Consider the following 24,230-nt stretch of genomic DNA (forward strand, 5'->3'; position numbering starts at 1 on the left):
CCTGCCTTTTTATTTTGTCTTTGCCTCTTACTTTCCGATCACTCGAGCAACCGTCTCGCCAATCGCCGCAGGACTCTCCACTACATGAATTCCCGCAGCCGTGAGTGCTTTCATCTTCTCGGCAGCAGTTCCCTGACCGCCTGAGATGATCGCGCCGGCATGGCCCATGCGGCGTCCCGGAGGCGCCGTCTGACCAGCGATGAATCCAACCACCGGCTTCTTGACATGCTGCTTCACGTACTCAGCAGCCGTCTCTTCCGCCGTGCCGCCGATTTCGCCGATCATAATGATCGCCTCCGTCTCCGGATCTTCATTTAGCAGCTTCAAAGCATCGATGTGAGTTGTGCCGATGATCGGATCGCCGCCAATGCCGATAGCAGTCGACTGTCCGATGCCACGCTGCGTCAGCTGATACACGGCTTCATACGTCAGCGTTCCAGACCGCGAAACGATGCCGATGTTACCTTCTTTGTGAATGCGACCAGGCATAATGCCGATCTTAGCCTTGCCAGGCGAGATCACGCCGGGGCAGTTCGGCCCCACAAGCGTAGATTTGGAGTGCTTCAGCACGCTCCAGACCTTCACCATATCGTTGACCGGAATACCTTCCGTGATGCAGATAATCAGCGGAAGTCCGGCTTCATTCGCTTCAAGGATTGCATCCGCAGCAAACGGTGGCGGCACAAAGATAACCGTCGCATTCGCACCGGTTTCAGCGACAGCCTTCTCAACCGTGTCGAATACCGGCCAGCCTTCGTGAATCGTTCCGCCCTTGCCCGGCGTTACGCCACCAACAACCTTGGTGCCGTACTCGGCGCAGCCCTTCGCATGGAAGGTGCCTTCTTTACCGGTGATGCCCTGCACGATGAGGCGAGTGTTTTTATCGACCAGAACTGCCATGTTTACTTGCCTCCTTTGGCTGCGGCAACAACCTTTTCCGCCGCTTCCTGCATGGTTGCGCCTACCTGGAAATTCAGTCCTGAATCCGCCAGGATCTTGCGGCCTTCTTCCACGTTCGTGCCCTCAAGACGAAGCACAATCGGCACCGCAACCTTCAACTTCTGCGCCGCGCCCACAACGCCTTGCGCCAATGTATCCACACGCAGAATCCCGCCGAAGATATTGATGAAGACAGCCTTTACATTCTTGTCAGAGAGCAAAATCTCAAAAGCGTGCTCAATCTGCTGCTGGTTCGCGCCGCCTCCTACATCGAGGAAGTTCGCGGGCGAACCGCCTGCGTACTGGATGATGTCCATCGTCGCCATGGCCAGACCAGCGCCGTTCACCATGCAGGCGATGTTGCCGTCGAGCTTGATGTAGTTCAGCGCATACTTCGAAGCTTCGACTTCCAGCGGATCTTCTTCCGCGACATCGCGCAGTTCCTTCAATTCCTTGTGGCGGAACATCGCGTTGTCGTCGAAATTGATCTTGCAATCAAGCGCGAAGAGCTTGTCGTCCTTCGTCGTGATGAAAGGATTGATCTCAAGCAGCGAAGCATCCGTATCGATATAGACCTTGTAGAGGCCCAGCATGAACTTCACCGCTTCGTTGATCTGCGTCGGCTTCAATCCCAGCGCAAAAGCAAGCTGGCGCGCCTGGTAGGGCTGGAAGCCCACGGCGGGATCAATATAAGCCTTATGAATCGCGCTCGGGTCTTTCGCGGCGACCTCTTCGATCTCCATGCCGCCCGCCTGCGAGGCCATGAAGGCCAGCTTCGAAACCGCGCGGTCGAGCACGATGCCGAGATACAGCTCGCGGTCAATCGCCGCCGTCTCTTCGATCAGCAGCCGCTGCACTTTCTGGCCCTGCGGACCCGTCTGGTGCGTAATCAGCTGCATACCGAGGATCTGCTTCGCGTACTGCTCGGCCTCTTCGATGTTCTTCGCTACCTTCACGCCGCCGCCTTTGCCGCGGCCTCCGGCGTGAATCTGCGCCTTGACTACGACGCCGTTCGCTCCGCCGGTAAAGAGCTTCTTAGCCACATCTAACGCTTCGTCGAGCGTGTTGGCCACCTCACCCCGCGGCACGGCAACGCCGTGTTTCGCAAGGATGTCTTTCGCCTGATACTCGTGGATTTTCATAGCTTATATGCGCCGCAGATTTCTCCCAGTACGGTTTCAACGCCTGTTTACAAAGAGAATTGGGGCTGACACTTCATAGTACAGTCCGCGATGCCCGCTTGTCAGGTCGCGCCATCCCCGGCTGCGAAACGCACTTAACTTCGATACGATGACACTAGATGGCAAGCCCGAAAGAACTGCTTCCGGAACCAGCCGCAGAACCGCGCCCGCTCACACGTGAAGAAGCACGCACAGCGTTGCGCGAAATCCTTGCCGGCGCGGCAGATGACGCCGAAATCGCAGCGCTTCTCACCGCTATGGCACGGCGCGGCGAAACCATCGACGAGCTGACCGGCTTCGCCGAAACCATGCGCGAGCTGTCCATACCGGTTCCGCTCACAGCCGAAGAGCGCGCCCAGCTTATCGATACCTGCGGCACGGGAGGCGACGATCGCGGCACTTTCAACATCTCGACCGGCGCTGCGCTGGTCGCTGCTGCTGCGGGAGCCAGGGTCGCCAAGCATGGCAATCGCGCCGTCACCTCGAAGTGCGGCTCCGCCGATGTGCTTGAGGCCCTCGGCGTTGCCGTTGCGCTGCCTCCGGAACTGGCCGTCGAATCGCTGCGCGAAACCGGCTTCATGTTCCTCTACGCTCCGGCTCTGCATCCGGCGATGAAGCGCGTCGCACATATCCGGCGCGCGCTTGGCTTTCGCACTATCTTCAACATCGCCGGGCCGCTCACCAATCCAGCCGGAGCACCCGCACAGATTATGGGCGTTTTCGCCCGCGATCGCGTCAGCCTTGTCGCCGAGACGATGACAAGGCTCGGCGTCCGTCATGCCTTTGTCGTCCATGGCAGCGATGGCCTCGACGAGCTGACCATCTCCGGCCCAAGTCACGTTGCCGAAGTGCGGGAGTTATCAAGCAGCGTGCAGCTCTCCGAAATCACTCCCGAGGATGCAGGCCTCCCACGCGCAGCGCTCTCTGAGCTGTCTGCAGCTGAAAATCCAGCCGATAATGCGGCCATCCTCGAGCGCATCTTCAGCGGCGAACGCGGTCCCCGACGCGACATCGTCGTACTCAACGCAGCTGCCGCGCTGGTCACGAGCCGCATCGCCGCCAACCTTAGCGAAGGCGTTGCGCGCGCAACCGAAGCCATCGACTCCGGTGCGGTGCAGCACACACTCCGCAGGCTGCGCGACTTCGCCAAGAAGATCGGTTGAAGACAGACACAGCAACAAAGCTGGCGATATACTTTGCCAGCGCCTGATCGAACAGGAGGACCAGTACGCATGCAGCTTGTAGCACGTTATGCAACATCGCTTCTGGCAGCCGTCATCGCAACCACCGGACTCATCCACGCGCAGACCATCCAGGTCGATAAGAACAACCGCACCATCGCAATCACCGCCAGCGACAAGGCCATCACCGATGCCGATCTTGCCGTCGTACACATCGGCTTCCAGGTTTATGGGGCCGATGAGACCTCCACGTATGCAGCCGGATCGACAACCTCTAACGCCATCATCGACGCGCTCAAGAAGGCTGGAATTCCGGAGAAGTCGATTGAGAGCGAAAACCAGAACCTGCAGCCGAACAACTTCCACGATCCGCAGGAATCTCAGATGGACCGCGCCAAGAAGCAGTTCATGCTCAACCAGTCTTGGACGGTAAAGACCAAGCCCGACGATGCGGCCAAGACGCTTCACCTCGCTGTCGAGGCGGGCGCAAACCAAAGCGGGCAGATCGACTGGAAATACCAGGACATGAATGATCTGCAGGCTAAAGCCGCAGCCAATGCTCTGGCCAAGGCGCAGGTCATCGCACAGCAGATGGCGCAAGGACTCAACGTGAAGCTCGCCGGACTGATCTATGCCAGCAATCAGGCGCCTGAGAGTCCGGTTCGGCCGATGCCGATGATGGCGATGTCCGTCCACGGCAGGTTGTCTGCGGCCAAAGTCGCTCCTCTGGCTATCACTGGGCGACAGATCGAAGAATCGGCCACGGTTTACGCGGTCTTCGCCATTGAGTAAACATGGTTTGGGTAGAAGCACTGGGCTTTAGCCCAGTGAAATCCCGGCAAACTCAAAAGGGGCTTCAGCCCCGGCATCATTTTGCGGAAATGCCCAGGGCTAAAGCCCTTGTCTTTCAACCTTTGGTCGCCGGGCTGAAGCCCGGCGCTTCTACCAGTTTATGAGACCTTCAATAGCAACGATACGTCAGTCGAGTTAGGAATCCATCATGCCTCGTTATGAATACCGTGATCTGCATCCCACACGCGAAGCCGAAGAAGTCTATCTGCGCTGGCTCAAGTATCTGGACGAAGAGTTCACCAAGCACCGCAAGCCGGAGCTGCGCGCCGAGCTGGTACATGACAACCTGCACCAGTTGATGCTGGGCCAGCCCAAGGGCGGAAGGCTTAACTTTACGTTGACCAGCGAACTGCCCTTTAACGTGCTGCAGCTCTCCTTCAACTCAGCCAACATCACGCTTGAGCCGGAATACTACGGCGACATCGACGAGAAGAAATATGCCTGCATCAAGCCGCTCATCTACTTCTGGCAGATGTTCGATCGTTCGCCGGTAAGCCTGAACCACTGGCTCGGCTTCCGCTTCCGCGCCATGCTCGGCAGGCACATCTTCAAGCACATCGGGAAGAACGTAAAGATCTTCCACGGCGTCGAGTTCACCTTCGGCTACAACCTCACCATCGAAGACGACTGCGTCATCCACAAGTACGTCATGCTCGATGACCGTGGCGAGCTCATTATCCGCAAAGGCACGTCCATCTCCGACTACGCTGCCGTCTACTCGCACGCGCACGATCCGGTCGAATCCGGCATCGTCGAAAATCGGAAGACCGAGATCGGTCCGGGCGCGCGGCTGACCTACCATTCTGCCGTCATGGCTGGCGTCAAAGTCGGCGAAAACACCATGCTCGGAGCCATGGGCGTGGCTACGAAAGATGTCGCCGATCACTCGATTGTCGGCGGAGTTCCGGCAAAACAGCTCAAGACCAAGGATGACGCGCGCCAGTTTGAGGACCGCGAGACCTACAAAGCTCCGCCTTCGACCGGTGAACACTGCGAATAGTACGTACTGTTCTCCTGATGCCAATACCTTCGTCATTCTGAGGAATGAAGCGACGAAGAATCTCAAGCCACGATGATTGGAGATTCTTTGCCTACGGCTCAGAATGACGCTTCTTTTGCCCGACGCTGGAAATTGATCCAGTAGAAGAGAAGCGTAACAAGACCATAATCCATGGCGGCAAAGCGGCGTTTCGCCGTGCGCGCAGCACCTGATACGATCGTTGTGGTGGTATGAGCCAGCAAGAGATCGTCCTCAAAATCTTTCAGTTCGTCATCCTCGTCTTCGCATTGAGCCTGCATGAAGCGGCGCATGCGTGGATGGCATCCCGCCTGGGTGACCAGACGGCGCGCATGCTGGGGCGCGTCACGCTGAACCCGACCAAGCACATCGACCCGGTCGGAACCATCCTGATTCCGCTGGCCATGCTCTTTCTGCCCGGCTCCCGAGGCTTCCTCATCGGCTGGGCGCGGCCCACTCCGGTCAATACCCGAAATTTCAAGCGCATTGTGCGCGACGACATCCTGACGACGCTGGCCGGACCGGCCAGCAACCTTGTTGCCGCCGTGGCCTCGCTGCTGGCCCTTGTCATTGTAGCTAAAGTGACTCCGGTGGGCGCGGTTGCCATCAAGGAGCTGGCGGTGATGGGTGGTATCGACCCGCAGCTAATGGCTGCCAGCCCGATCGTTTCGCCCATGATCATCCTGTTCTACATGGGCATCTGGCTCAATCTGCTGCTTGCGGCCTTCAACCTAATTCCGCTGCCGCCGCTCGACGGTTCGCACATCATCCGGCACATGCTGCCCTATAAAGCCCTGCGCGTTTACGACTCGCTGGGGATGATCAGCCTGATCCTGATTCTCTTCTTCGGCGGTCCGGTGATCAGCCTGATGGTCAGTCCAGCATGGGCGGTCTTCAACCACGTACTGCTGGCCCTGTGACCCCGGGGTACCCCTCCCCCTCCCTCTTGCACCGTGTCCTTTGTTTTCAATGGTTTCGCGGGGGATCATCCCCAGCTATCCTGCTGATTCTTATAGAGTTAGATGCGCTCTAGTGTTTTCAATAACTTAGCTGGGGGTCCTGTTTCGTATCCAAGAAAAAAGCCCGCTTCAAGCGGGCTTTTTCTTTCCTGTTTCTATGATAGCAATTTTAGCGGTAATTCTCTGCCAACTATCTTGATGGGTTAAGTAGTTTAATTTGAACTGTTTGTGGGGAATGGGAGACGTCTTAGGGCTTGACAGCTTTTGAAAGACCCACCTTAGCTTCGCGAAGGTGGGGCACCCGGTTTTGCTTGGCTCCATTGTGCATTTCTCAATGCTGAGAAAACTTCCGTACAATAGGCAAAAGTAATTTCTTACGTGAAGGATACGGTGTCGATTTCCACTTCTGCTCCCCTGAAACGCGTGCTGAGCGGCATGCGTCCGACTGGCAAACTGCATCTGGGCAATTACATGGGCGCGCTGCACAACTGGGTGCGGCTGCAGCATGAATACGATTGCTTCTTCTTTATCGCCGACTGGCATGCCCTGACGACCGATTACGCCGATACGTCGCAGATCAAGGCCAATACGCGTGAGGTGATTCTCGACTTCCTGGGAGCAGGACTGGACCCGGCGAAGAGCGTGCTCTTTGTCCAAAGTGACGTGAAACAGCACGCCGAACTGCATCTGCTCTTCTCGATGATTACGCCGCTGGGCTGGTTGGAGCGCGTGCCTACCTACAAAGAACAGCAGGAGAACATTTCGGGGAAAGACCTGTCGACGTATGGGTTCCTTGGGTATCCCCTGCTGCAGGCTGCGGATATTCTGCTCTATGGGGGCCGCGATACCACCAGCAGTCGAATCGTCGAACTCTTTGTCCCAGTTGGCCAGGATCAGGTGGCACACGTGGAGCTGACGCGTGAAGTGGCGCGGCGATTTAACCAGTTCTACAAGGTGCGCGAGAAGGAAATACTGCCGGAGCCACAGGTTCTGCTGACACCATCGCCCAAGCTGCCCGGTACCGATGGCCGCAAGATGTCGAAGAGCTACGGGAATACGATCATGCTGACCGATCCGGAGCCGGTGGTGCGGCAGAAGCTGAAGCCCATGGTCACCGATCCGGCGCGCGTGCGGCGGACCGATCCCGGCAATCCGGATGTCTGCCCGGTCGGCGATCTGCATAAGGTCTTCTCATCGCAGGAGACGCTGGCGAAGGTCTACGAGGGCTGCACGACGGCTTCGATTGGCTGCATCGAATGCAAGGGATGGGTCGCCGACTCCGTAGTGCGGGTGCTGGAGCCGATTCAGCAGCGGCGCAGCGGATATGAGCAGAATCCCAAGCTGGTTGACGAGATTTTAGAGGACGGTAAGAACCGGGCGGCGGCGCGTGCCGAGCAGACGATGGTGGAAGTACGGTCTGCGGTCGGGATCGGGTGAGTGGTCATGATGGATGAATTGAAACCCGAGGATGCAAGTCCAGAATTACAGCCTGAATCAGACCCGGGGCTAAAGCCCTCGGACGCTGAGACTGTATTCCCCGGGCTGAAGCCCGGGGCTTCTACCGAAACACCAACTGCTGAGCCTTCTACCCAGACGCCAACTACACCGGCTTCTACACAGAACACCGATCCTCAAGGTAAATCGAAAGACCGGGAGACAAGCAAGAAGGAAAAGCCTAAAGAAGAGAGTGCGTCTCCTTTCTCGATTACTGTCGCCAAGGTGTATGACGGGCCGCTGGACCTGCTGCTGGACCTGATCCGGAAGCAGGACATCGACATCTACGACATTCCTATCGCCAAGATTACGGCGCAGTTTCTAGCGTATGTCGAACAATTGAAAGCCTCTGACGTGGACACAGCGGGCGAGTTTATCTACACCGCTTCGCTGCTGATTCATATCAAGAGCAAGATGCTGCTGCCGCGCTCGCCCATCGAAGTCGCGGAGGGCGAGATCGACGATCCACGTCGCGAGCTGGTAGAACGGCTGCTCGAGCACGAGCGCTTCAAGAACGCCGCGCAAATGCTGGCGCAGAAGCAGCTCATTGAGGAATCGACCTGGTCGAATCCGTCGCTCAAGGAATTTCGCAACGACGAGGGCACGGAACAGGAGATTGCGGCGGATACGGTCGATCTGGTCCGCGTCTTCCGCGAAATTCTGGATCGGTTGAAGCAGCGTCCGGTGCTCGATCTCGAAGAGGATTCGGTCACCGTGGGGCAGATGATCGATTACATGCGGCGGCGGCTGATTACCGAGGATAAACCGGTAGCCCTGCGGAAGCTGCTGGGGAATGCCCGGTCGGAGAAAACGCTGGTGGCGATGTTTCTGGCGGTGCTGGAATTGGTGCGTTTACAGGCCATTTTGCTGCGCCAGGATCGCGTTTTCGACGATATTTTCGTCAAAAAACACGCTGATTTTGAAGCCGTGATTACGGAGCGCATGAACCAGATGCGGGACGACTGGACCTAGAACTAGCCCACCTTAGCTTCGCGAAGGTGGGGCACCCGTTTTTCGCGCTGCCTGATGCAAACTGCAGGTCCCTCCACTTCGCTTCGCTCCGGTCGGGATGACAAGGTGTGAGCCAGCCGTATTCACCGAAAATTAACAGAATTTTTGGGTTCGTTTTTACACATGGCCTCCATCGGCCCTGATAGGGTGCTTGCACGCATCTGATTCGGAGCCAATTTTTTATGAACGACGTTTCGTCTGTCGCACTTCCTCCTGCATCTGCACCAGGTAAAAGTATTCTCGATCAAAAAATGAAGAAGTCGCCCGGGCTGATTGGCTCGCTGGTGTTTGGCGCGGTCCTGCTGGGCGGTGTTGGGTACGCCGGATTTCATCTGGCGAACGACCTCTCCGGCACACGCCTTTTAAGTGTGTGGCCGTATGTGCTGCTGGGCGTGGCGCTGCTGATTGCGCTGGGCTTCGAGTTCGTCAACGGTTTTCATGACACGGCGAACGCCGTAGCTACGGTGATTTACACGCATTCGCTTGAGCCGAATATTGCGGTGGTTTGGTCGGGAATGTGGAACCTGATTGGCGTGCTGACGTCGTCGGGTGGCGTGGCGTTTTCGATTCTGTCACTGCTGCCGGTGGAATTGATTTTGCAGGTCGGCAAGGGCGCGGGATTTGCCATGGTCTTCGCGCTGTTGATTTCGGCGATCATCTGGAACCTGAGCACATGGGCGCTGGGACTGCCGGCGTCGAGTTCGCACACGCTGATCGGTTCGATCATTGGCGTGGGCCTGGCGAACCAGCTGATCGGAGGCCATAACGGCACGAGCGGCGTGGACTGGTCGCAGGTAACCAATGTTTTTCGCGTGCTGCTGATCTCGCCTGTGGTCGGTTTCGGCCTGGCGGCACTCCTGCTGTTGCTCTTGAAGGTTCTGGTCAAGAATCCGGCGCTGTACGAGTCGCCGAAAGGCAATGAACCGCCGCCGTTCTGGATTCGCGGATTGCTGATTCTGACCTGCACCGGTGTGAGCTTCGGGCACGGCTCGAATGACGGGCAGAAGGGCATGGGGCTGATCATGCTGATCCTGATCGGTACGGTACCTACGGCTTATGCACTCAACCACGCGATCGGTTTCGCGCAGGTGCCGGATTTTGCCGCTGTTTCTGAGCAGGCGGCCCATGTGCTGAGCGGATACGTATCGCAGGACGCGGTGATGGACGATGCGCGCAGCGATCTGACGGATTACATCCGCACCAAGCAGTACACGCCGAACACTGCGCTGGCGGCGCGGCAGCTGGCTATCGATATCAGCCATGAAGTACAGCAATACAAATCGCTGGCAGGAGTGCCGGCTAACCAGCAGCAGAACGTCCGCAACGATATGTATGTGGAAAGCGAAACTCTGCGGCTGATGGCCAAGGCCAAGACGCCGGCCTATACCCCGGCCGAAACAGCCGTGCTGGTGAATTACAAGAAGCACCTTGATGATTCGACAAAGTTCATTCCCACGTGGGTGAAGGTTGCCGTGGCTCTCGCCCTCGGGATGGGAACCATGGTCGGCTGGAAACGCATTGTCGTCACGGTGGGCGAGAAGATCGGCAAAGAGCACCTTACCTATGCTCAGGGAGCTTCAGCGGAGATTGTGGCTGCTGTGACGATCATCGCTGCCGACCAGTTCAAGATGCCGGTATCGACGACGCATGTGCTGTCGTCAGGCATTGCCGGAACGATGCTGGCCAATGGATCGGGACTGCAGCTGGCGACGATCCGCAATATCGCGCTGGCATGGGTCTTTACACTGCCCGCTGCGGCGCTGCTTGCCGGATGTCTCTTCTGGCTGCTGCGGCAGTTTATCCACTGATTTCCACCCTGCACCTGACGTAATCTGCGGCGCTTCGGTAGTATCAAAGAGAACCGGAGCGCCGTTTTACGTTCGGGCGTATCCTGTCCCCTGAAAGCATGAGCCTAAAAGCGAAAATTGAGGCGGTGATCTACGCCGCGGAAGAACCTGTCACGCTGGCGCAGCTTGCCGCGCTGTTTGGCGATGAAGCGCTGGAAGAGAAACGCGCACGCGAGGCTGCAGCGCAGTCGGTTGAGCCTGCGAACGAGCCTGAGGGCGTCGTCAGCGCAGGCAATGTGTCGCCGGATGATGGCGTGCTGCCGGTGGAACTGGCGGATGGGCTGATTCCGGATGAGTCGGCTCCGCTGACGGTGGAAGAAGCTGCGGTGATGGGTGGCCATGCTTCGGAAGACGAGGTTCCCGCGACTGAAACTGTTTCTTCACCGGAAGACGAAAAGAAGGCGGCGCGGCAGCGGGACCGCGAGGTGCGCGAGGAATTGCGGCGCACTGTGGGCGAGCTGATTGCCGATTATGCGGACAGCGACCGTGGCATGGAAGTCCGCGAGATTGCGGGCGGGTATCGGGTTGGTACGAAGCCCGAGTATCACGATGCGGTGCGCGGATTTGTGAAGAGTCTGAAGCCGCCGATGAAGCTGTCTTTGCAGGCGCTGGAGACGCTGGCGGTGATTGCCTACAAGCAGCCGGTGACGGCGCCTGAGGTGGGCGAGATTCGCGGCGTGGATTCGGCGGGTGTGATTGGATCGTTGATCAGCCGTAAGCTGATTACGACTGCGGGACGCAAGCAGGTAATCGGCAGGCCGATTCTCTATAAGACGACCAAGGAATTTCTGCTGCGCTTTGGATTGAAAGACCTGAACGAGCTGCCGTCGATTGAGGAATTTGAGAAGATGGCGGCGGGTGAGCTGGCGGAGTCGGAAGATCTGCCGTTCCAGCAACACCAGGCGTCGCATGCAGAGGCCGAGCTGGACGAGGTAGACGAAGAAGCCGACGCTGAAGAAGCAGCCCGTGCGCAGGCGGCTGTCGAAGTCACCGATGAAACGGCGGAGGAAGCGGCGGATCTTCCGGGAGTGGCAGTCGAGATAACCGAGATTGAAATTGAAGTGGAAGAGACAGATGTAAACGTCGAAGCTATTTCAGAGGAAGCGGCGGAAGCTACCCATGAGTGAACCGGTTCGGCTGCAGAAGATTATTGCCCAGGCAGGGATTGTTTCGCGTCGCAAAGCCGAGGAGCTGATTCTCGACGGACGCGTACAGGTGAATGGGCAGATCATCACCGAATTGGGCACGAAGGCCGATCCGGAGCGTGACCATATCCGCGTAGACGGCAAGCTGTTGCATGGCGCACAGCAGCAGCGCTACCTGATGCTGAACAAGCCGAAGGGCTACGTCACGACGGCGAGCGATCCTGAAGGCCGCCCTACCGTCATGAAGTTTGTTGAGCGTGCCGGGGTGCGCGTCTTTCCTGTGGGCCGACTCGATTACCAGAGCGAAGGCCTGCTGCTGATGACCAACGACGGCGAGCTGGCCAATGCTCTGACACGCGCTGCAGCGAAGGTGGAGAAAGTTTACCTGGTGAAGGTCAGCGGTAAGCCACCTGAATCGGGGCTGGATCAGCTGCGCTCGGGCATCATGATTGAGCGCGGCAAGCCGGGAGAGCGCGCAGGCCGCGTGATGACGGCTCCGACCAGGATCAAGCTGATCCGCGACGCTGAGAATCCCTGGTATGAGATGACGTTGATCGAGGGCCGCAACCGCGAGATCCGCAAAATGTTCGAAGAGATCGGGCACCATGTGGAGAAGATTCGGCGGGTTGGATATGGGCCGCTGGTGCTCGATGTGCCTCCGGGTGAGGTACGGGAGCTTTCGGCGGATGAAGTAGAAGCGTTGCGCAGAGCGGTTCGGCCTAAGAGGGCGGCTGCTGTTAAGAGCGTTGCCGCGCCGGTGTCGAGGCCGAAGAAGCATGCTGATAATTTTCGCGGGCGTCCTGCGGCGAAGAAGAGTGTGCGGAGCTCGAAGCCGGCTCCGCGTAAGACAAAGTAACTGTTCCACGCTGAATCCAGCATCCCACCCTTTGCTGCGCAAAGGATGGGGCACCCAGCAGAATCCCACCCTTCGCATTCGCTCAGGATGGGGCACCCGGGCGGTTAAGATCGACAGTCATGCAATCATCTCCTTTCTCAGCAATCGGCGGGTCGTTCGAGATACATGAGTGGCGCGGCAGTGGTCCGGCCACACTGCACGTTCACCATTGCGACGACGAAGCGTGGCATGTCCTGGAAGGCGAACTGGTTTTTCGCTATTCCGATCGGACGGAGACTGCGGGTCCCGGAACGACAGTATTCGTTCCGGCAGGCGTCGCCCATACTTACACTGCCGAAGTGGATGCTCGATATCTCATTGTTCTGACGCCGCGTCTGAGCGCACTGATCGCTGCGCTTCACGCCGATCGCGACCCGATCCATCAGAAAGAGATTTATCTACAGTTCGAATCCGAACTATTGGAGTAGAAGTCAGATTCGAAAAATCCCTTAGCGGCGGCCCAGATTGATGTCCAGCTGCACGCCTTTGCCGTTGTAGGTATTCACGGCTGAAAGGGAAAAGAGGCTGGCTTCTCTTGAGCGGTGGCGGAAGACATAATCGCCGATGAGATAGCCGAAGGTGCTGCCGACGATCACGTCTGAGGGGAAGTGTTCGCGCGAAAGAACACGCGACACCGAGACAGCTGTCGCCAGCGAGTAGACTGTGATCTTCGTAGGTGTGGTGTCGTACTGACCGGCAATGACGCGGGCGAACGACCATGCGATCATGCAGTGATTCGATGGCATCGATTGGCCATCTGGCCAGGTGCTGGGTCCATGCGGCCAGAAGCGGCCTGTGCCGTCACCCTGATTAGGACGCTCGCGATCGATGGCGTACTTCAAGCCTTCATTCAGGATCAGCGCGTCAAGCGTTGCCTCGCCTGCGAGCACGGACGATTCCTGCAGATAATCGTTATGCGTTGCGGCTGCAACAAAATAGCCGACAACGGGCGCGGCGGATGGTCCGTAGAGGCCGACATAATCGGAAAACTTTTTGAATTTATCTTCGCGGCTGGGATGCGAGCCCAGCTTGCGCATCATGTTCGCGTCGTAGTCGATGGCGAAACCGGTAGCGACGCCAAAGGGAGCGATCCAGAGCATGTCCTTTGCGGTGATGCGCAAGGGACTGGTGACGATGCCGGCCTCATCCTGCGCGACATGCGTGATGCAGGGCTTGATGGAGTGGAGGGTGCAATCGTCATTCGACGCGGATTGCGCAAGCAATCTGCCTGCACAGAAAACAGATAGGACAATTGCCGCGAACCTCGGAAACATACGCAAACGTTGAGCGTATCACGCCGAAGCTTAAGCCTCTCTTAAGAGCGAGGGTTAGGCTTTCGGCAATTGCTCTACTCCGTTCGCAATGCATGCATCGGCTCGGTATTCGCAGCCCTGCGCGCGGGCACAACGGCAGCAATGAACGCAGCCGTAAGCAGAACCAGCGTCGTGATGACAATGATCAGCGGATCGTACGGCTTAATACCATACAGCTGATTCGCCATGGCGCGGCCACCGAGAATCGTTGCGGGTATTCCGATAGCAAGTCCGATGACAACCTGCAGGAACGCGCCCGCCAGGACCAGCTTCAGCACTGCGGTACGATCCGCGCCGAGCGCCATGCGAATACCGATCTCGCTCGTGCGCCGCTCGACCGAATACGCCGTCACGCCGTAGAGGCCGATCGATGCCAGCACCAGCGCCAGCAATCCGAAGAGCGATGTAAGCTGCGCGATCATTCCCTGCTGGTTGAAATTGTTCTGCACCTGCTCGGCGAAAGTTTCGAAATCAATCACTGTCAGATTCGGATTCACCTGCGAGATCGCGTGTCTCACCTGCGACTCCAGGCCGGGCACAAAACCGGCTGTGTGCAGCTCAATCGCATTCAGCTTGGTGTGGGAGACATTCTCGAAGACTCCCATATCCGGGTCCTGATATTTCACCCACTGCTGCGAAGACAGAAAGAACATGGGCCGGATCTTGCTCGTCGGCTGCCAGTACTGCGTGTCTTCCGTTACACCAACGATCTCGTAGGTTCCAGAGGTCTTCTGATCGATACCGAAATGCTTGCCGATGGCATTGCCGTCTTTGAAGAATTTTTTGGCGAATGTTTTATTCACCACCGCAACCGGACGCGTCGCGGAAGTATCCTGATCGGTAAATTCGCGGCCCTGAATCAGCTTCGTTCCGATCGTGTCGAAATAGCCGGCGCTTGCGCGTACCCATGAAGCGTTGTTCTCATCGCTGCCGGGCTGCGGCGGCGGCTGTCCTTCAAAGTAGACGCCGGTACCCCAGTTGTCGCCTTCCATCGGGCTGTACAGCGAATAGGCCACGCTCTTCATTCCCGGAATCTCCGCCAGCCCGTCGTGCAGCTGGCGATAAAACGCATCCATCTGTTCCGGCTTGTAACCGGCCATTTGCGGATCGATATGCAGGATGTAGCGGTTGCTGGTATCGAAGCCGAATTGCTGATGCTGCATATTGCGCAGGCTCTGCGTCAGCAGTCCGGCGGCACACAGCAGAACGAGTGAAACCGCTGCCTGCACCACGACCAGAGTTTTCTGGGTAATCGAGCTTCCCTTGCCTGTTGAACGATTCGCTCCGCGCAGAGCCTCAATCGGATTGGCATGCGCCGTCATCCACGCCGGAGCGACGCCAAAGACAATTCCGGTCACGAGCGAAACAGCGAAAGCAAAGGCCAGCACCGGCAACGAAGGTGAAGCATGGATGGGCACATACGTCTTCTGGAAGGCGAGATGCAGGATCAGTTTGGTGCCGCCGTAAGCAAACGCGAGACTGACGGCGCCGCCAAGCACGGCCAGTACAACGCTTTCCGTCAACGCCTGCCGCACTAACCGTGTGCGGGGTGCGCCGAGCGCTGAACGCACGGAGGTCTGCAGCTTGCGAGTGGCCGCGCGCACCAGCATCAGGTTTGCAAGATTCGCGCAGGCAATCAGCAGCACGAAGGACGAGATCCACATCAGCAGATGCAGGCCATCCTGATACTCATCGCGCATGCGCTGCACGCCGCCGCCACCGGGCACGATGTGCAGTGTCTGTTTCGGAACGAGCGGCTTGGCGCGCTCGTCCACCTTGCTCTGCGGGCTCAGCAGAAACTGTCGCAACTGCACCTGCATGCGTGATTCGATCTGCTTGATGTTGATGCCCGGATTGGCGCGAGCAATCAGGTTGAGCCATTGCATATCGGGCCGGTCGCGCACCGTCATGACGCCATCGATCTGCGGTTCGCTCGATATCGGGAACCAGAAGGACGCGGGATCGCTTGTCAATCGTTCGCCGTAGTAACCCGGAGGGGTCACGCCGATCATGGTGTAGGGCTGGCCGTTGATGATGAAGCTCGAGCCGATTACCGAAGGATCCTGCCCGAACTTCTGCTGCCAGGTGCGGAAGCTCATGACCACGACAGGAGCCGCGCCTATCTTATCGTCAGAGGGCTGGAGCAGACGCCCGGCATAGGCGTTGATACCAAATGTTTCAAAAGCATTGCCGGAGACGAATTGGCTGACGAAGCTCTCAGCGGGATGATCGCTGGTCTGCCGCCGCACACTTACCTGATCCGCGCCGGCCTGGAAGGCCGCCATCTGCGGGAACTCGGGATTGTTATCGCGGAAGACCTTGTACTGCTCATAGGAAAAGAGCGACCATTCGTCCTGCATGCCACCGTTGATGCAGCAGTTCTCGTTATTGCCAATGCGCCACAGGTCTTCGGGCTTCGTCACAGGCAGCGACTTCAACAGCACGGCATGCACCAACGTAAAGATCGCCGTCGTCGCACCAATACCGAGCGCCAGCGTCAGAACCGCTGTCGCTGTGAATCCCGGAGCCTTGCGGAACTGCCGCATGGCATAACGAATATCTTCAAGAATTGCCTGCATGCCATCTCCTACGATGGAAATAAGTTCATGGTTCCGAAAAAATCCCTTTCAGAAGCTGTCATCCTCGGCGAAGTGCCGAAGGCGCGCAATCGAAGAGTATGCGAAGGAACCTGTTTTTTTCGTGAATCAGATCACTTGCTGTAGTTATGAGCCGCCGTTCTTTTTGAGCCGCAGGCGAAGAATTCTTAACCAAGATGGCTGGAGATTCTTCGCCTGCGGCTCAGAATGACGACTTATCTCTACACCTGCAGCAAGTTTATCTTCATGCAACTGCATCACTCATTGCGCAACGTCGTCGCCGGATCGACGGAAGCCGCCCGCCGTGCCGGAAGCAGGCCCGCCACGCTGCCAATCGTTAGCAGCGCTGCCACCGCAATAGCCAATGATGACACCACTCCATTGCCAAAGTCTGCGAACTGCTGGCGGAGCATCTCCGTCGCCAGCATCGACATGGCAATACCGATGACGAGCCCGATACCAACCCAGGCGAGCGCGCCTTTCATCACCAGGCTCACCACCTGGAGTCGCTGCGCGCCGAGCGCCATGCGGATGCCGATCTCGTTCGTGCGCTGCGCCGTCACATAGCTGATGAGTCCGTAGATGCCGACCAGAGCCAGCACGAGTGCCAGTCCGGCAAAGGCCGTCAGCAGCCACACGATCAGTTTGCGCGGAGCCAGCGAGGCATTCACGGCAGCTTCGAGCGTTCCCGTATCGGCTACCGTTTGCGAGGGATCGATACCTGCGACCGCACGCTTGAGTCCGCTAATCATCCCCGCTGCATCGCCGTCAGTGCGCACGACGAAGATAGCCCGATCGTTCGTTCCCTGCGCATAGGGATAGTAGCGCATGCCGTCGCTGGTATCTTCTTCAAGCGAACTTACACGTATATCGCCCACAACTCCGATCACCTCGGACCACTGCTTGCCGTCGTCGAAGCGCAGATGCTGTCCGATTGGATTCTGGTTTGGCCAGTATTTATGCGCCAGTCGCTGGTCGATTACCACGACCGGCTGCGTGTTGCTGCGATCCTCGTCGCTGACCCAGCGGCCTGCCACCAGCGGAATCTGCATGACCTTCAAATAGTTCGCAGTGGCAAAACTCAGCTGGCTGTGCGGTCCTGGATCAGTCGTGCTTCTTGGCCTTCCTTCGATATTGAACGAGTTTGCGCTGCTTCCATCTGTAAACGGCAAAAAGGTGATCGCAGCAGCAGCTTTCACTCCCGGCTGCGCGCTCAGATTATCGAGCACGGAAGAAACAAACGTACCCTGCCGCTGCTGATCTTCCTTGTAAGCTTGTCCGGAATAAAACACTTTGCCTTCCGCCACACCCTGCGGATTGAAGCCCGGATTCACCTGCTGCAACTGTTGCAGGCTGGCGAGGAAAAGCCCGGTCCCTGTCAGCAACATGAATGCCAGCGCCACTTCGGCGATGACGAAAACGCTGCGCATCCTCTGCTTGTCTACCGATGCGGTCGCGCTCCTGCCGCCTTCATGCAATTCAAGCTTCTTCTGCGCGCTGACAATCTTCGCCGCTGGAGCCAGCCCGGCAATGAGTGCCGTTAATATGCCGATGCCCGCAGTAAACGCCAGTACGCCGAAAGACGTTTGCACCGTATAGCCTTCCGCCATGCTCTGCGGAACCATCCACAGCAGCATGCGTCCAAAGACAGGGCCAAGGGCGATGCCGATGATTGTCGCCATCGACGCCAGCATTAACGTCTCCGTCATCATCTGGCGCACCAGCCGCCACGCATTTGCGCCGAGCGCGGTGCGAATCGCGAACTCGCGAGTGCGGGTCGACGACCGCGCCAGAAATAAACCGGCAACGTTCGCCGAGGCAATCAGCAGCACCAGCACCACTACTCCGAACAGCACATAGAGCGGCTTGCGTAGCGGTCCCGCTGCAAATTCAGTCAGCGAGGTTGCAGTCATTCCCCATCGTGCGCTGCCACCAAAACCGCCAGATCCTTTGCGCAGAACTTCTTCGTGGCTCTTAGCCACCAGCCCGGCGTTCAACTGTTCCACGCTCACGCCCGGCTTTAACCGAAGCGCGGCGTTATACGATTCGTTAAAGCGATTCCCATCGTCATACGCGTCTGGCGCGAGTCCCATCGGAATCCACATATCTTTGTCGCGCGGCCAGTCGAAATCACTGCGCATCACGCCAATCACTCGATACGGCTTCTGATCGAGCACTACGCTCTGGCCAATCACATTGCGGTCGCCGCCGAAGACGCGACGCCACGCGGCATAGCTGAGCACCACAACCTGATTCGCACCCGCATGATCTTCTTCCGGCGCAAAGGTGCGGCCCAGAATCGGCTTGGCGCCAAATACCTGGAACCACTGCCATGTGACGCGATCTGCGTTGAAATGCTCGGTCACGCCATCGTGGACAAGGTTCATGCTGTCGCCCTCTTCGAGCGCAGCAGCATCCACCTGATTCTTCATCGAGGCAGCATCGGCAAAGTCCGGAACCGAGACCACGGGAAAATCGAGGCCCAGCTGCTTGTACTCGGTGCGCATCACCGCGACGCGCTCTGGCGCGTCCACACCCGAGGGATGCATCAGTACGGCATGAATCACACTAAAGATTGCTGTATTTGCCCCGATGCCAAGCGCAAGCGTCACAATTGCCGTTGCCGCAAATCCAGGAGCCTTGCCTATCTGACGCAGCGCGAACCGCAGATCCTCGAAGAAAGCCATGCTTGTCCCTCCGGCAATTTACTCGCACATGGAGTGCCACACACCGAAAGTCAGCATATCTCATTGAAAATGGGTGGATTTGCTTGCTCAGATGAACCCTTAGGCAGCTAAGATCCTGTCCGAATCTGGACGAAGCTGTTCATTTTCGGGCATAACAAATTTGATATCGAGATCTTTCACCAAACAGGTGGCGGTTCGGTCAAAGGAGGCAGCTCAGGCAAAGGCGGTTCTGTGTGGACCGCAACGAGATTCTCATCCGGCGGCTCCAGTCGATTCCCCAACTCCCGATACCGCGAGCCGAAGAAATATGCTGCATACGATTGTTTGAAGACTGCCGCGGTTCCGTAAACCGCCGCCATCGCGAGCAGATAAATTACCAATAATACGAGTGTCATTACCCCGACAATCACTACAAAGGCGATCTGCAGTCCGATTCCGCCATGCCACAAGGCGTGATACAACCCGAAGCCAACCGCCAGACCGGCGACGGCGGCCACCATCAGGGCGATGAACACAACCAACATCAGTACCCAGCTGATACCGATGGATACGACGAATCGAAGTAGTAGATAGACGAGAAGTTGTCCCGGCTCTGCCCGGAACAGATTGAAGAACCTGCCCAGCGCGCCCTCGATCGGAGCGTCTTCGATCGCCATCGGGGGCAACACAAAATCCTGCAGAATGGCGTCAATTACCACCCAAACCAGCGCCAGCAATAAGCAAATGCCAAGAAAAGGAAGCATCTGCGCAAATATCGGCCAGGGATTGGAATTCGCAGCTTGCGCCCCTGCAGTCTTTAGCGTCTTCAAAAGGTGGACGACAAATGGCCCCGTACTAATGGCTGCCAGAATCAGAAATATGAACGATGTCAGCAGCATGACGCCGAAATACCGCCATGTTTGCCGCCCGTATTTTCTCCATGCCTCGCGCACTCGGCCCTGCCGGTATACCACCAGATCAAACAGGGTAAAACGCAGGCGGCAGAAGAGATACGTTGCCACCACCCAGATAACAAGCCCGATCAGCAGCATGATCGCGAAGATGGCAAAGATAGCCACTCCGCTAACTCCCCCGGCGAGCGATCCTATGCCTGCTCCGGTCGGGACCGGATCGACGGAGCCAAAGTTCATCCGACCCGGATGCCGCATGGCCGCGCCTCCGGCCATCTGCGCGCCCTGCATCGGATACGAGATGATGACCGAATAGAAACTCGGCTGCGTCAACGCTGCAACCAGCGCAATCTTCAAGAAGAATCCCAGCCGGAAGGGCGCGGCCATCACAAGGCGCGCTCTCCGGAAGGCAGGTCCCAGGGCATCGGCGGCGGAAAGCATCTTCATGCGTGCCCTGAGGGTACGGTATCCGCCCGCGCGCCGCAATACCGATCGTCGTGTTGTTAATTCCTACAATATTCACACTCCACCATTTGATCGATATTGCATAGTTTCTCTTGACAACTATTCGGCAGAGTCACTACATTTCGGCCTCGAAGTTGGTATCGATTCCAAGGCACGTACAGAACGACGAGTAGCGGTTCCACCCAAGCTTGAAATTGCAGCACTTTTTCTGAGGAGAAGGTTTCATGCTCATTCGATGGAGGCTGTTCATCTTTCTATCCCTGGGGCTGCTTCTAGCCCCTTTGGCGCAAGCTCAATCTGACAACGCATCCATTTCCGGCACGATCACGGATTCAGCAGGCGCAGTGTTGCCTCGCGCGACTGTCACTATCCGCAATGAAGCCACCACCGAAGTTCGCTCAGCAACTTCCAACGATGGTGGCTTCTACACCGTAACGAATCTCGCTCCCGGCACCTACACCGTGCGCATTGAAGCCCAGGGCTTTGAAAGCTATGTGCAGAGCCACGCACATCTGGACCCGAGCATAGGTCTGCGTATCGATGCCAATCTGCGCATCGGCAGCTCGGCGACGACTGTTAACGTCGTGGCCAATGCCAACGTTGTGCAGACGCAGACGGCAGCTGTGGGCCAGCTCGTAACCCAGCAGCAGGTGCAGGCCATTCAGCTGAACGGCCGCAATCCGATGTACCTGGCTCAACTCGAACCCGGCGTGCGCCGCAGCTCATCGATCTCGAACTTTAACTTCGGTCTCGACAATGGCATCAACATCAACGGTTCCAACAGCCGTGAAAACGGCATGACCTTTGACGGCGCTCCCATGGTACGCAGCCGCGGCAACGGCACCAGCATTGGCGTGGCAGATACCGATTCGACGTCTGAAATGCAGGTACTCACCGCTGCTTATCCGGCGGAATATGGGCGCGCCTCCGGCGGCATCATACGTATCGTCCCGAAGAGCGGTACCAGCGACTTCCACGGAGCCGCCTTCGAATACCTGCGCAACTCCTTCCTCAACGCGAATACCTGGAGCCGCAAGTTATCCACCGACCCGTCGATTTACGGTCACCCGCCGGCGTTCCGGTTTAATCAGTTCGGCTGGAATTTTAACGGGCCGGTCTGGATTCCCGGAGTACACTTCAACACGAACAAGAACAAGCTTTTCTTCCTTGCCGGGCAGGAGTGGATTCGCTACCGCCACGTCGATACGGATACCCGCAAAGTGCCCACAGCGCTGATGCGCGGCGGTGACTTCAGCGAGCTTCTCAACCCATCGAATATCTTCTACGGCAAAGCCATCCAGCTGGTGAATCCAACCACTGGAGCTCCTTACCCTGGAAATATCATTCCGCCGGACCAGCTCAGCGCTAACGGTCTGGCGTTGCTCAATGCCTACCCTGCGCCGAATGCCGCCAACCCGACGTATAACTGGATCGACGCGGCCATTTATCCGGAAGATCAGCGAAAAGATACGCTCGTCGTCGACTATCTTCCTTCCGATAGCCATCACATCCGTTTCTCGCTGCTGAACTACAACTACGACAGCGTCTCGCCGCACTACGGCAACTTCAACCGCACGCCGCAGGTATGGCATCGTCCCAATCAGGTCGCCGTCTTCCACTACACTTGGACCGTCAGCCCGACCATGGTCAACGAGGCTTACGTTTCAGGAAGCGCGGACCACGTAAGAATCGGCATCGATCTCAGCAGCGGGCTTTACAACCGAACAAATTACGGCATCAACTATCCATATCTCTTCCCGGGCGGCGATAAGGAAATCCCGGATAAGATTCCCACCATCCAGATTGCCAACTTCGACACCCTCGACGGTGGTCCGTACCCCTCACATTCCGGCGGCGTAGTGTGGGATTTTGCCGACAGCCTCACGAAAATCATTGGCAATCACACCCTCAAGGCTGGTGTTCTTTATGAGCGCGAGAGCCAGAACGACTTCGACCAGATCAACGTAAGCTCCACCACTCCAGGCGCCACTAATAACCAGAACGGTTTCTTCACCTTTACCGATACGCGCGGCGGCAATCCTTCATCGAACGCCGGCGTCGGAAACACTGCCCTGGGTCTGTTCGACACCTACGGTGAAATCGGCGTTCGCGCCTACACCATCTTCCTCGCCAACATGTACGAATACTTTGTTCAGGACACATGGCGCGCCAAGCCCAACCTCGTCATTGAATACGGCCTCCGCCACAGCATCATGCAGCCCTACTACGCCCGGTGGGGAAATCTCTCTGTCTTCTCGCCTGCTACTTATGATCCGTCGACTGCGCCTACTGTCGATCCCACCACGGGATTCGTCTCCGGCAGCAACCTCTATGACGGCATCGTGATCCCCGGCAGCAGCTTTCCCAGCGAAGCCAAAGGACACGTGCCCGATGACATCCTGAATGGGCAGTACAACAATCTCTTTCACGGATTCGATCGCGGCTATAACCCCACGGTCTGGACCAACATTCAGCCGCGTGTCGGCATCACTTACTCGCTCGACTCGAGGACCGTCATCCGCGCCGGAGCAGGCCGCTACTTCGACCGCCTCGGTGTGAGTGACAGCGTTCACCTCGGCGGAAACCCGCCATTCCAGCCGTCGGCAACCGTCAGCTACGGCGCGGTGAATGATCCCGGCGGCATCGGAGCCAACAACTACCCGATTAACATGACGTCCTATGCTTACCATTTCCCTTCACCGGAAGCATGGTCGTGGACATTCACCACCGAGCATGAATTTTCCGGCTTGGGCGTCTTTACCCTCGGCTACGTGGGACGGCACGGACTTCACCTGCAGCATCTGGAAAATATCAACCAGCTGGTCGCAGGAACCCGGCAGGCAAATCCGGACATTGCGAAGCCTGACGCGCTGCGTCCCTTCCAGGGGTTCTCGGTCATCCAGCAGCAAACCAACGACGGCATCTCGATGTACCACGGTCTGCAGGCGAACCTGAAACGCCGTGTCACTCACGGACTGATGTTCGGCGTTGCTTACACCTGGTCGAAGAGCACGGATACCGCTTCCGACGCCGGCACCAATATCCCCAATTACTACGATCCGAAGGAATTCTACGGCCCCAGCGACTATGACACTCGCCACATCCTCGTCATTAACTACGTCTGGGATCTCAGCTTCGCCGACCATGCTTCCAACTGGGCGGAAAGAAATGTCTTCGGCAGATGGCAGCTCTCCGGAACGTCACAGTTCCAGAGCGGCTATCCGCTCTCCGTATCCACTGGCGACGACTTCGCCGGAGTAGGACCGGGATCGGGCAATCAGCTATGGACAATCACTGGACCCGTGCAGATGCTCAAGAAAAGTTCGCCCAACAATTCAAATGGCAACTTATGGTTCACTCCAGGGGTATTTCAGCAGCCAGCCGCGGGAACGTTCTCTGCACGTGAAACACGGAACCAGGTCTATGGGCCGGGCTTCCAGAGCTGGAACATCGCCATGCAGAAAGCCTTTTCGATCATTCCCGCGCATGAAAACAACCGTCTCATCTTCAAGGCCGAGGCTTTCAATTTTCTGAATCACCCCAACCTCGACAATCCCAACACCACGCCAACCAGCAATACCTTTGGGAAGGCGACCGCCAAGGGAAATACTTACGCCTCTGACCGCCAGATGCAGTTCAGCCTGCGCTATCAGTTCTAAGTTTGATGTGCCTCCTGAAGCGACAGCAGCCAGGTGCTGCTGTCGCTTATTTTTTCCTGCAAAAAATCTCTATGCCGGGTGATCGCAAGCTATCCCA

Annotated in this window: 18 protein-coding genes; 11 read left to right on the forward strand and 7 right to left on the reverse strand. The window is 57.5% G+C overall.

Annotated elements, in window-relative coordinates; genetic code table 11:
• Positions 1–27 precede the first annotated feature (27 nt).
• The gene (gene sucD / locus GSQ86_RS18310) at positions 28–900 is read right to left on the reverse strand and encodes a succinate--CoA ligase subunit alpha (RefSeq protein ID WP_158751445.1); all 873 of its coding nucleotides are present in this window, start codon (positions 898–900) and stop codon (positions 28–30) included.
• 2 nt (positions 901–902) lie between these two features.
• Positions 903–2,081, reverse strand: a complete 1,179-nt coding sequence (gene sucC / locus GSQ86_RS18315) for an ADP-forming succinate--CoA ligase subunit beta (protein ID WP_158751447.1) — start codon at positions 2,079–2,081, stop codon at positions 903–905.
• Positions 2,082–2,239: 158 nt separating this feature from the next.
• Between sucC and trpD the strand changes: the two genes are divergently transcribed.
• From trpD to GSQ86_RS18330, 3 genes are all read left to right on the forward strand, one after another.
• Complete coding sequence (trpD, locus tag GSQ86_RS18320; protein WP_158751450.1) at positions 2,240–3,283, forward strand: anthranilate phosphoribosyltransferase; 1,044 nt, start codon at positions 2,240–2,242, stop codon at positions 3,281–3,283.
• A 69-nt stretch (positions 3,284–3,352) separates the two neighbouring features.
• Positions 3,353–4,093, forward strand: coding sequence for an SIMPL domain-containing protein (locus GSQ86_RS18325; RefSeq protein ID WP_158751452.1), 741 nt, complete (start codon positions 3,353–3,355; stop codon positions 4,091–4,093).
• Positions 4,094–4,301: 208 nt separating this feature from the next.
• On the forward strand, positions 4,302–5,153 hold the full coding sequence (locus GSQ86_RS18330) for an acyltransferase (RefSeq protein WP_158751453.1): 852 nt from the start codon (positions 4,302–4,304) through the stop codon (positions 5,151–5,153).
• 98 nt (positions 5,154–5,251) lie between these two features.
• Here the strand turns inward: GSQ86_RS18330 and GSQ86_RS22875 are convergent, their stop codons facing one another.
• Positions 5,252–5,464 (reverse strand): hypothetical protein, encoded by a 213-nt coding sequence (locus GSQ86_RS22875; RefSeq protein ID WP_174239983.1) that lies wholly within the window; start codon positions 5,462–5,464, stop codon positions 5,252–5,254.
• A gap of 6 nt (positions 5,465–5,470) precedes the next feature.
• On the opposite strand from GSQ86_RS22875, the gene GSQ86_RS18335 reads away from it, so the two are divergent.
• The 7 genes from GSQ86_RS18335 to GSQ86_RS18365 all read left to right on the forward strand — a co-directional run bounded on the left by GSQ86_RS18335 (position 5,471) and on the right by GSQ86_RS18365 (position 12,950).
• On the forward strand, positions 5,471–6,091 hold the full coding sequence (locus GSQ86_RS18335; protein WP_254062478.1) for a site-2 protease family protein: 621 nt from the start codon (positions 5,471–5,473) through the stop codon (positions 6,089–6,091).
• Between the two features lie 429 nt (positions 6,092–6,520).
• Positions 6,521–7,567 (forward strand): tryptophan--tRNA ligase, encoded by a 1,047-nt coding sequence (gene trpS / locus GSQ86_RS18340; RefSeq protein WP_256366847.1) that lies wholly within the window; start codon positions 6,521–6,523, stop codon positions 7,565–7,567.
• A gap of 6 nt (positions 7,568–7,573) precedes the next feature.
• Positions 7,574–8,596, forward strand: coding sequence for a ScpA family protein (locus GSQ86_RS18345; protein WP_158751458.1), 1,023 nt, complete (start codon positions 7,574–7,576; stop codon positions 8,594–8,596).
• A gap of 221 nt (positions 8,597–8,817) precedes the next feature.
• A complete protein-coding gene (locus tag GSQ86_RS18350) occupies positions 8,818–10,443 on the forward strand; it encodes an inorganic phosphate transporter (RefSeq protein ID WP_216841195.1) in 1,626 nt (541 codons plus the stop codon).
• A 98-nt stretch (positions 10,444–10,541) separates the two neighbouring features.
• Positions 10,542–11,609, forward strand: coding sequence for an SMC-Scp complex subunit ScpB (gene scpB / locus GSQ86_RS18355; protein WP_158751459.1), 1,068 nt, complete (start codon positions 10,542–10,544; stop codon positions 11,607–11,609).
• Complete coding sequence (locus GSQ86_RS18360; protein ID WP_158751461.1) at positions 11,602–12,483, forward strand: pseudouridine synthase; 882 nt, start codon at positions 11,602–11,604, stop codon at positions 12,481–12,483. Before scpB ends, GSQ86_RS18360 begins: the two co-directional genes overlap by 8 nt.
• A 119-nt stretch (positions 12,484–12,602) precedes the next feature.
• Positions 12,603–12,950 carry a cupin domain-containing protein gene (locus tag GSQ86_RS18365; protein WP_158751463.1) on the forward strand — a complete coding sequence of 116 codons (348 nt, stop codon included), beginning with the start codon at positions 12,603–12,605 and terminating at the stop codon, positions 12,948–12,950.
• 21 nt (positions 12,951–12,971) lie between these two features.
• Here the strand turns inward: GSQ86_RS18365 and GSQ86_RS18370 are convergent, their stop codons facing one another.
• The 4 genes from GSQ86_RS18370 to GSQ86_RS18385 all read right to left on the reverse strand — a co-directional run bounded on the left by GSQ86_RS18370 (position 12,972) and on the right by GSQ86_RS18385 (position 20,456).
• Positions 12,972–13,745: a phosphatase PAP2 family protein gene (locus tag GSQ86_RS18370; RefSeq protein WP_158751465.1), complete on the reverse strand. Its 774-nt coding sequence runs from the start codon at positions 13,743–13,745 to the stop codon at positions 12,972–12,974.
• A 125-nt stretch (positions 13,746–13,870) separates the two neighbouring features.
• Positions 13,871–16,414, reverse strand: coding sequence for an ABC transporter permease (locus GSQ86_RS18375; protein ID WP_254062479.1), 2,544 nt, complete (start codon positions 16,412–16,414; stop codon positions 13,871–13,873).
• Between the two features lie 275 nt (positions 16,415–16,689).
• Entirely contained in the window at positions 16,690–19,119 is a 2,430-nt protein-coding gene (locus GSQ86_RS18380; protein WP_158751467.1) for an ABC transporter permease, read from the reverse strand.
• A gap of 176 nt (positions 19,120–19,295) precedes the next feature.
• Complete coding sequence (locus tag GSQ86_RS18385; protein ID WP_158751469.1) at positions 19,296–20,456, reverse strand: hypothetical protein; 1,161 nt, start codon at positions 20,454–20,456, stop codon at positions 19,296–19,298.
• Between the two features lie 242 nt (positions 20,457–20,698).
• Between GSQ86_RS18385 and GSQ86_RS18390 the strand changes: the two genes are divergently transcribed.
• A complete protein-coding gene (locus GSQ86_RS18390) occupies positions 20,699–24,133 on the forward strand; it encodes a carboxypeptidase-like regulatory domain-containing protein (RefSeq protein ID WP_158751470.1) in 3,435 nt (1,144 codons plus the stop codon).
• The last annotated feature ends 97 nt before the right edge of the window (positions 24,134–24,230 follow it).

This window comes from Acidobacterium sp. S8, from assembly GCF_009765985.1.
Lineage (GTDB): Bacteria > Acidobacteriota > Terriglobia > Terriglobales > Acidobacteriaceae > Alloacidobacterium.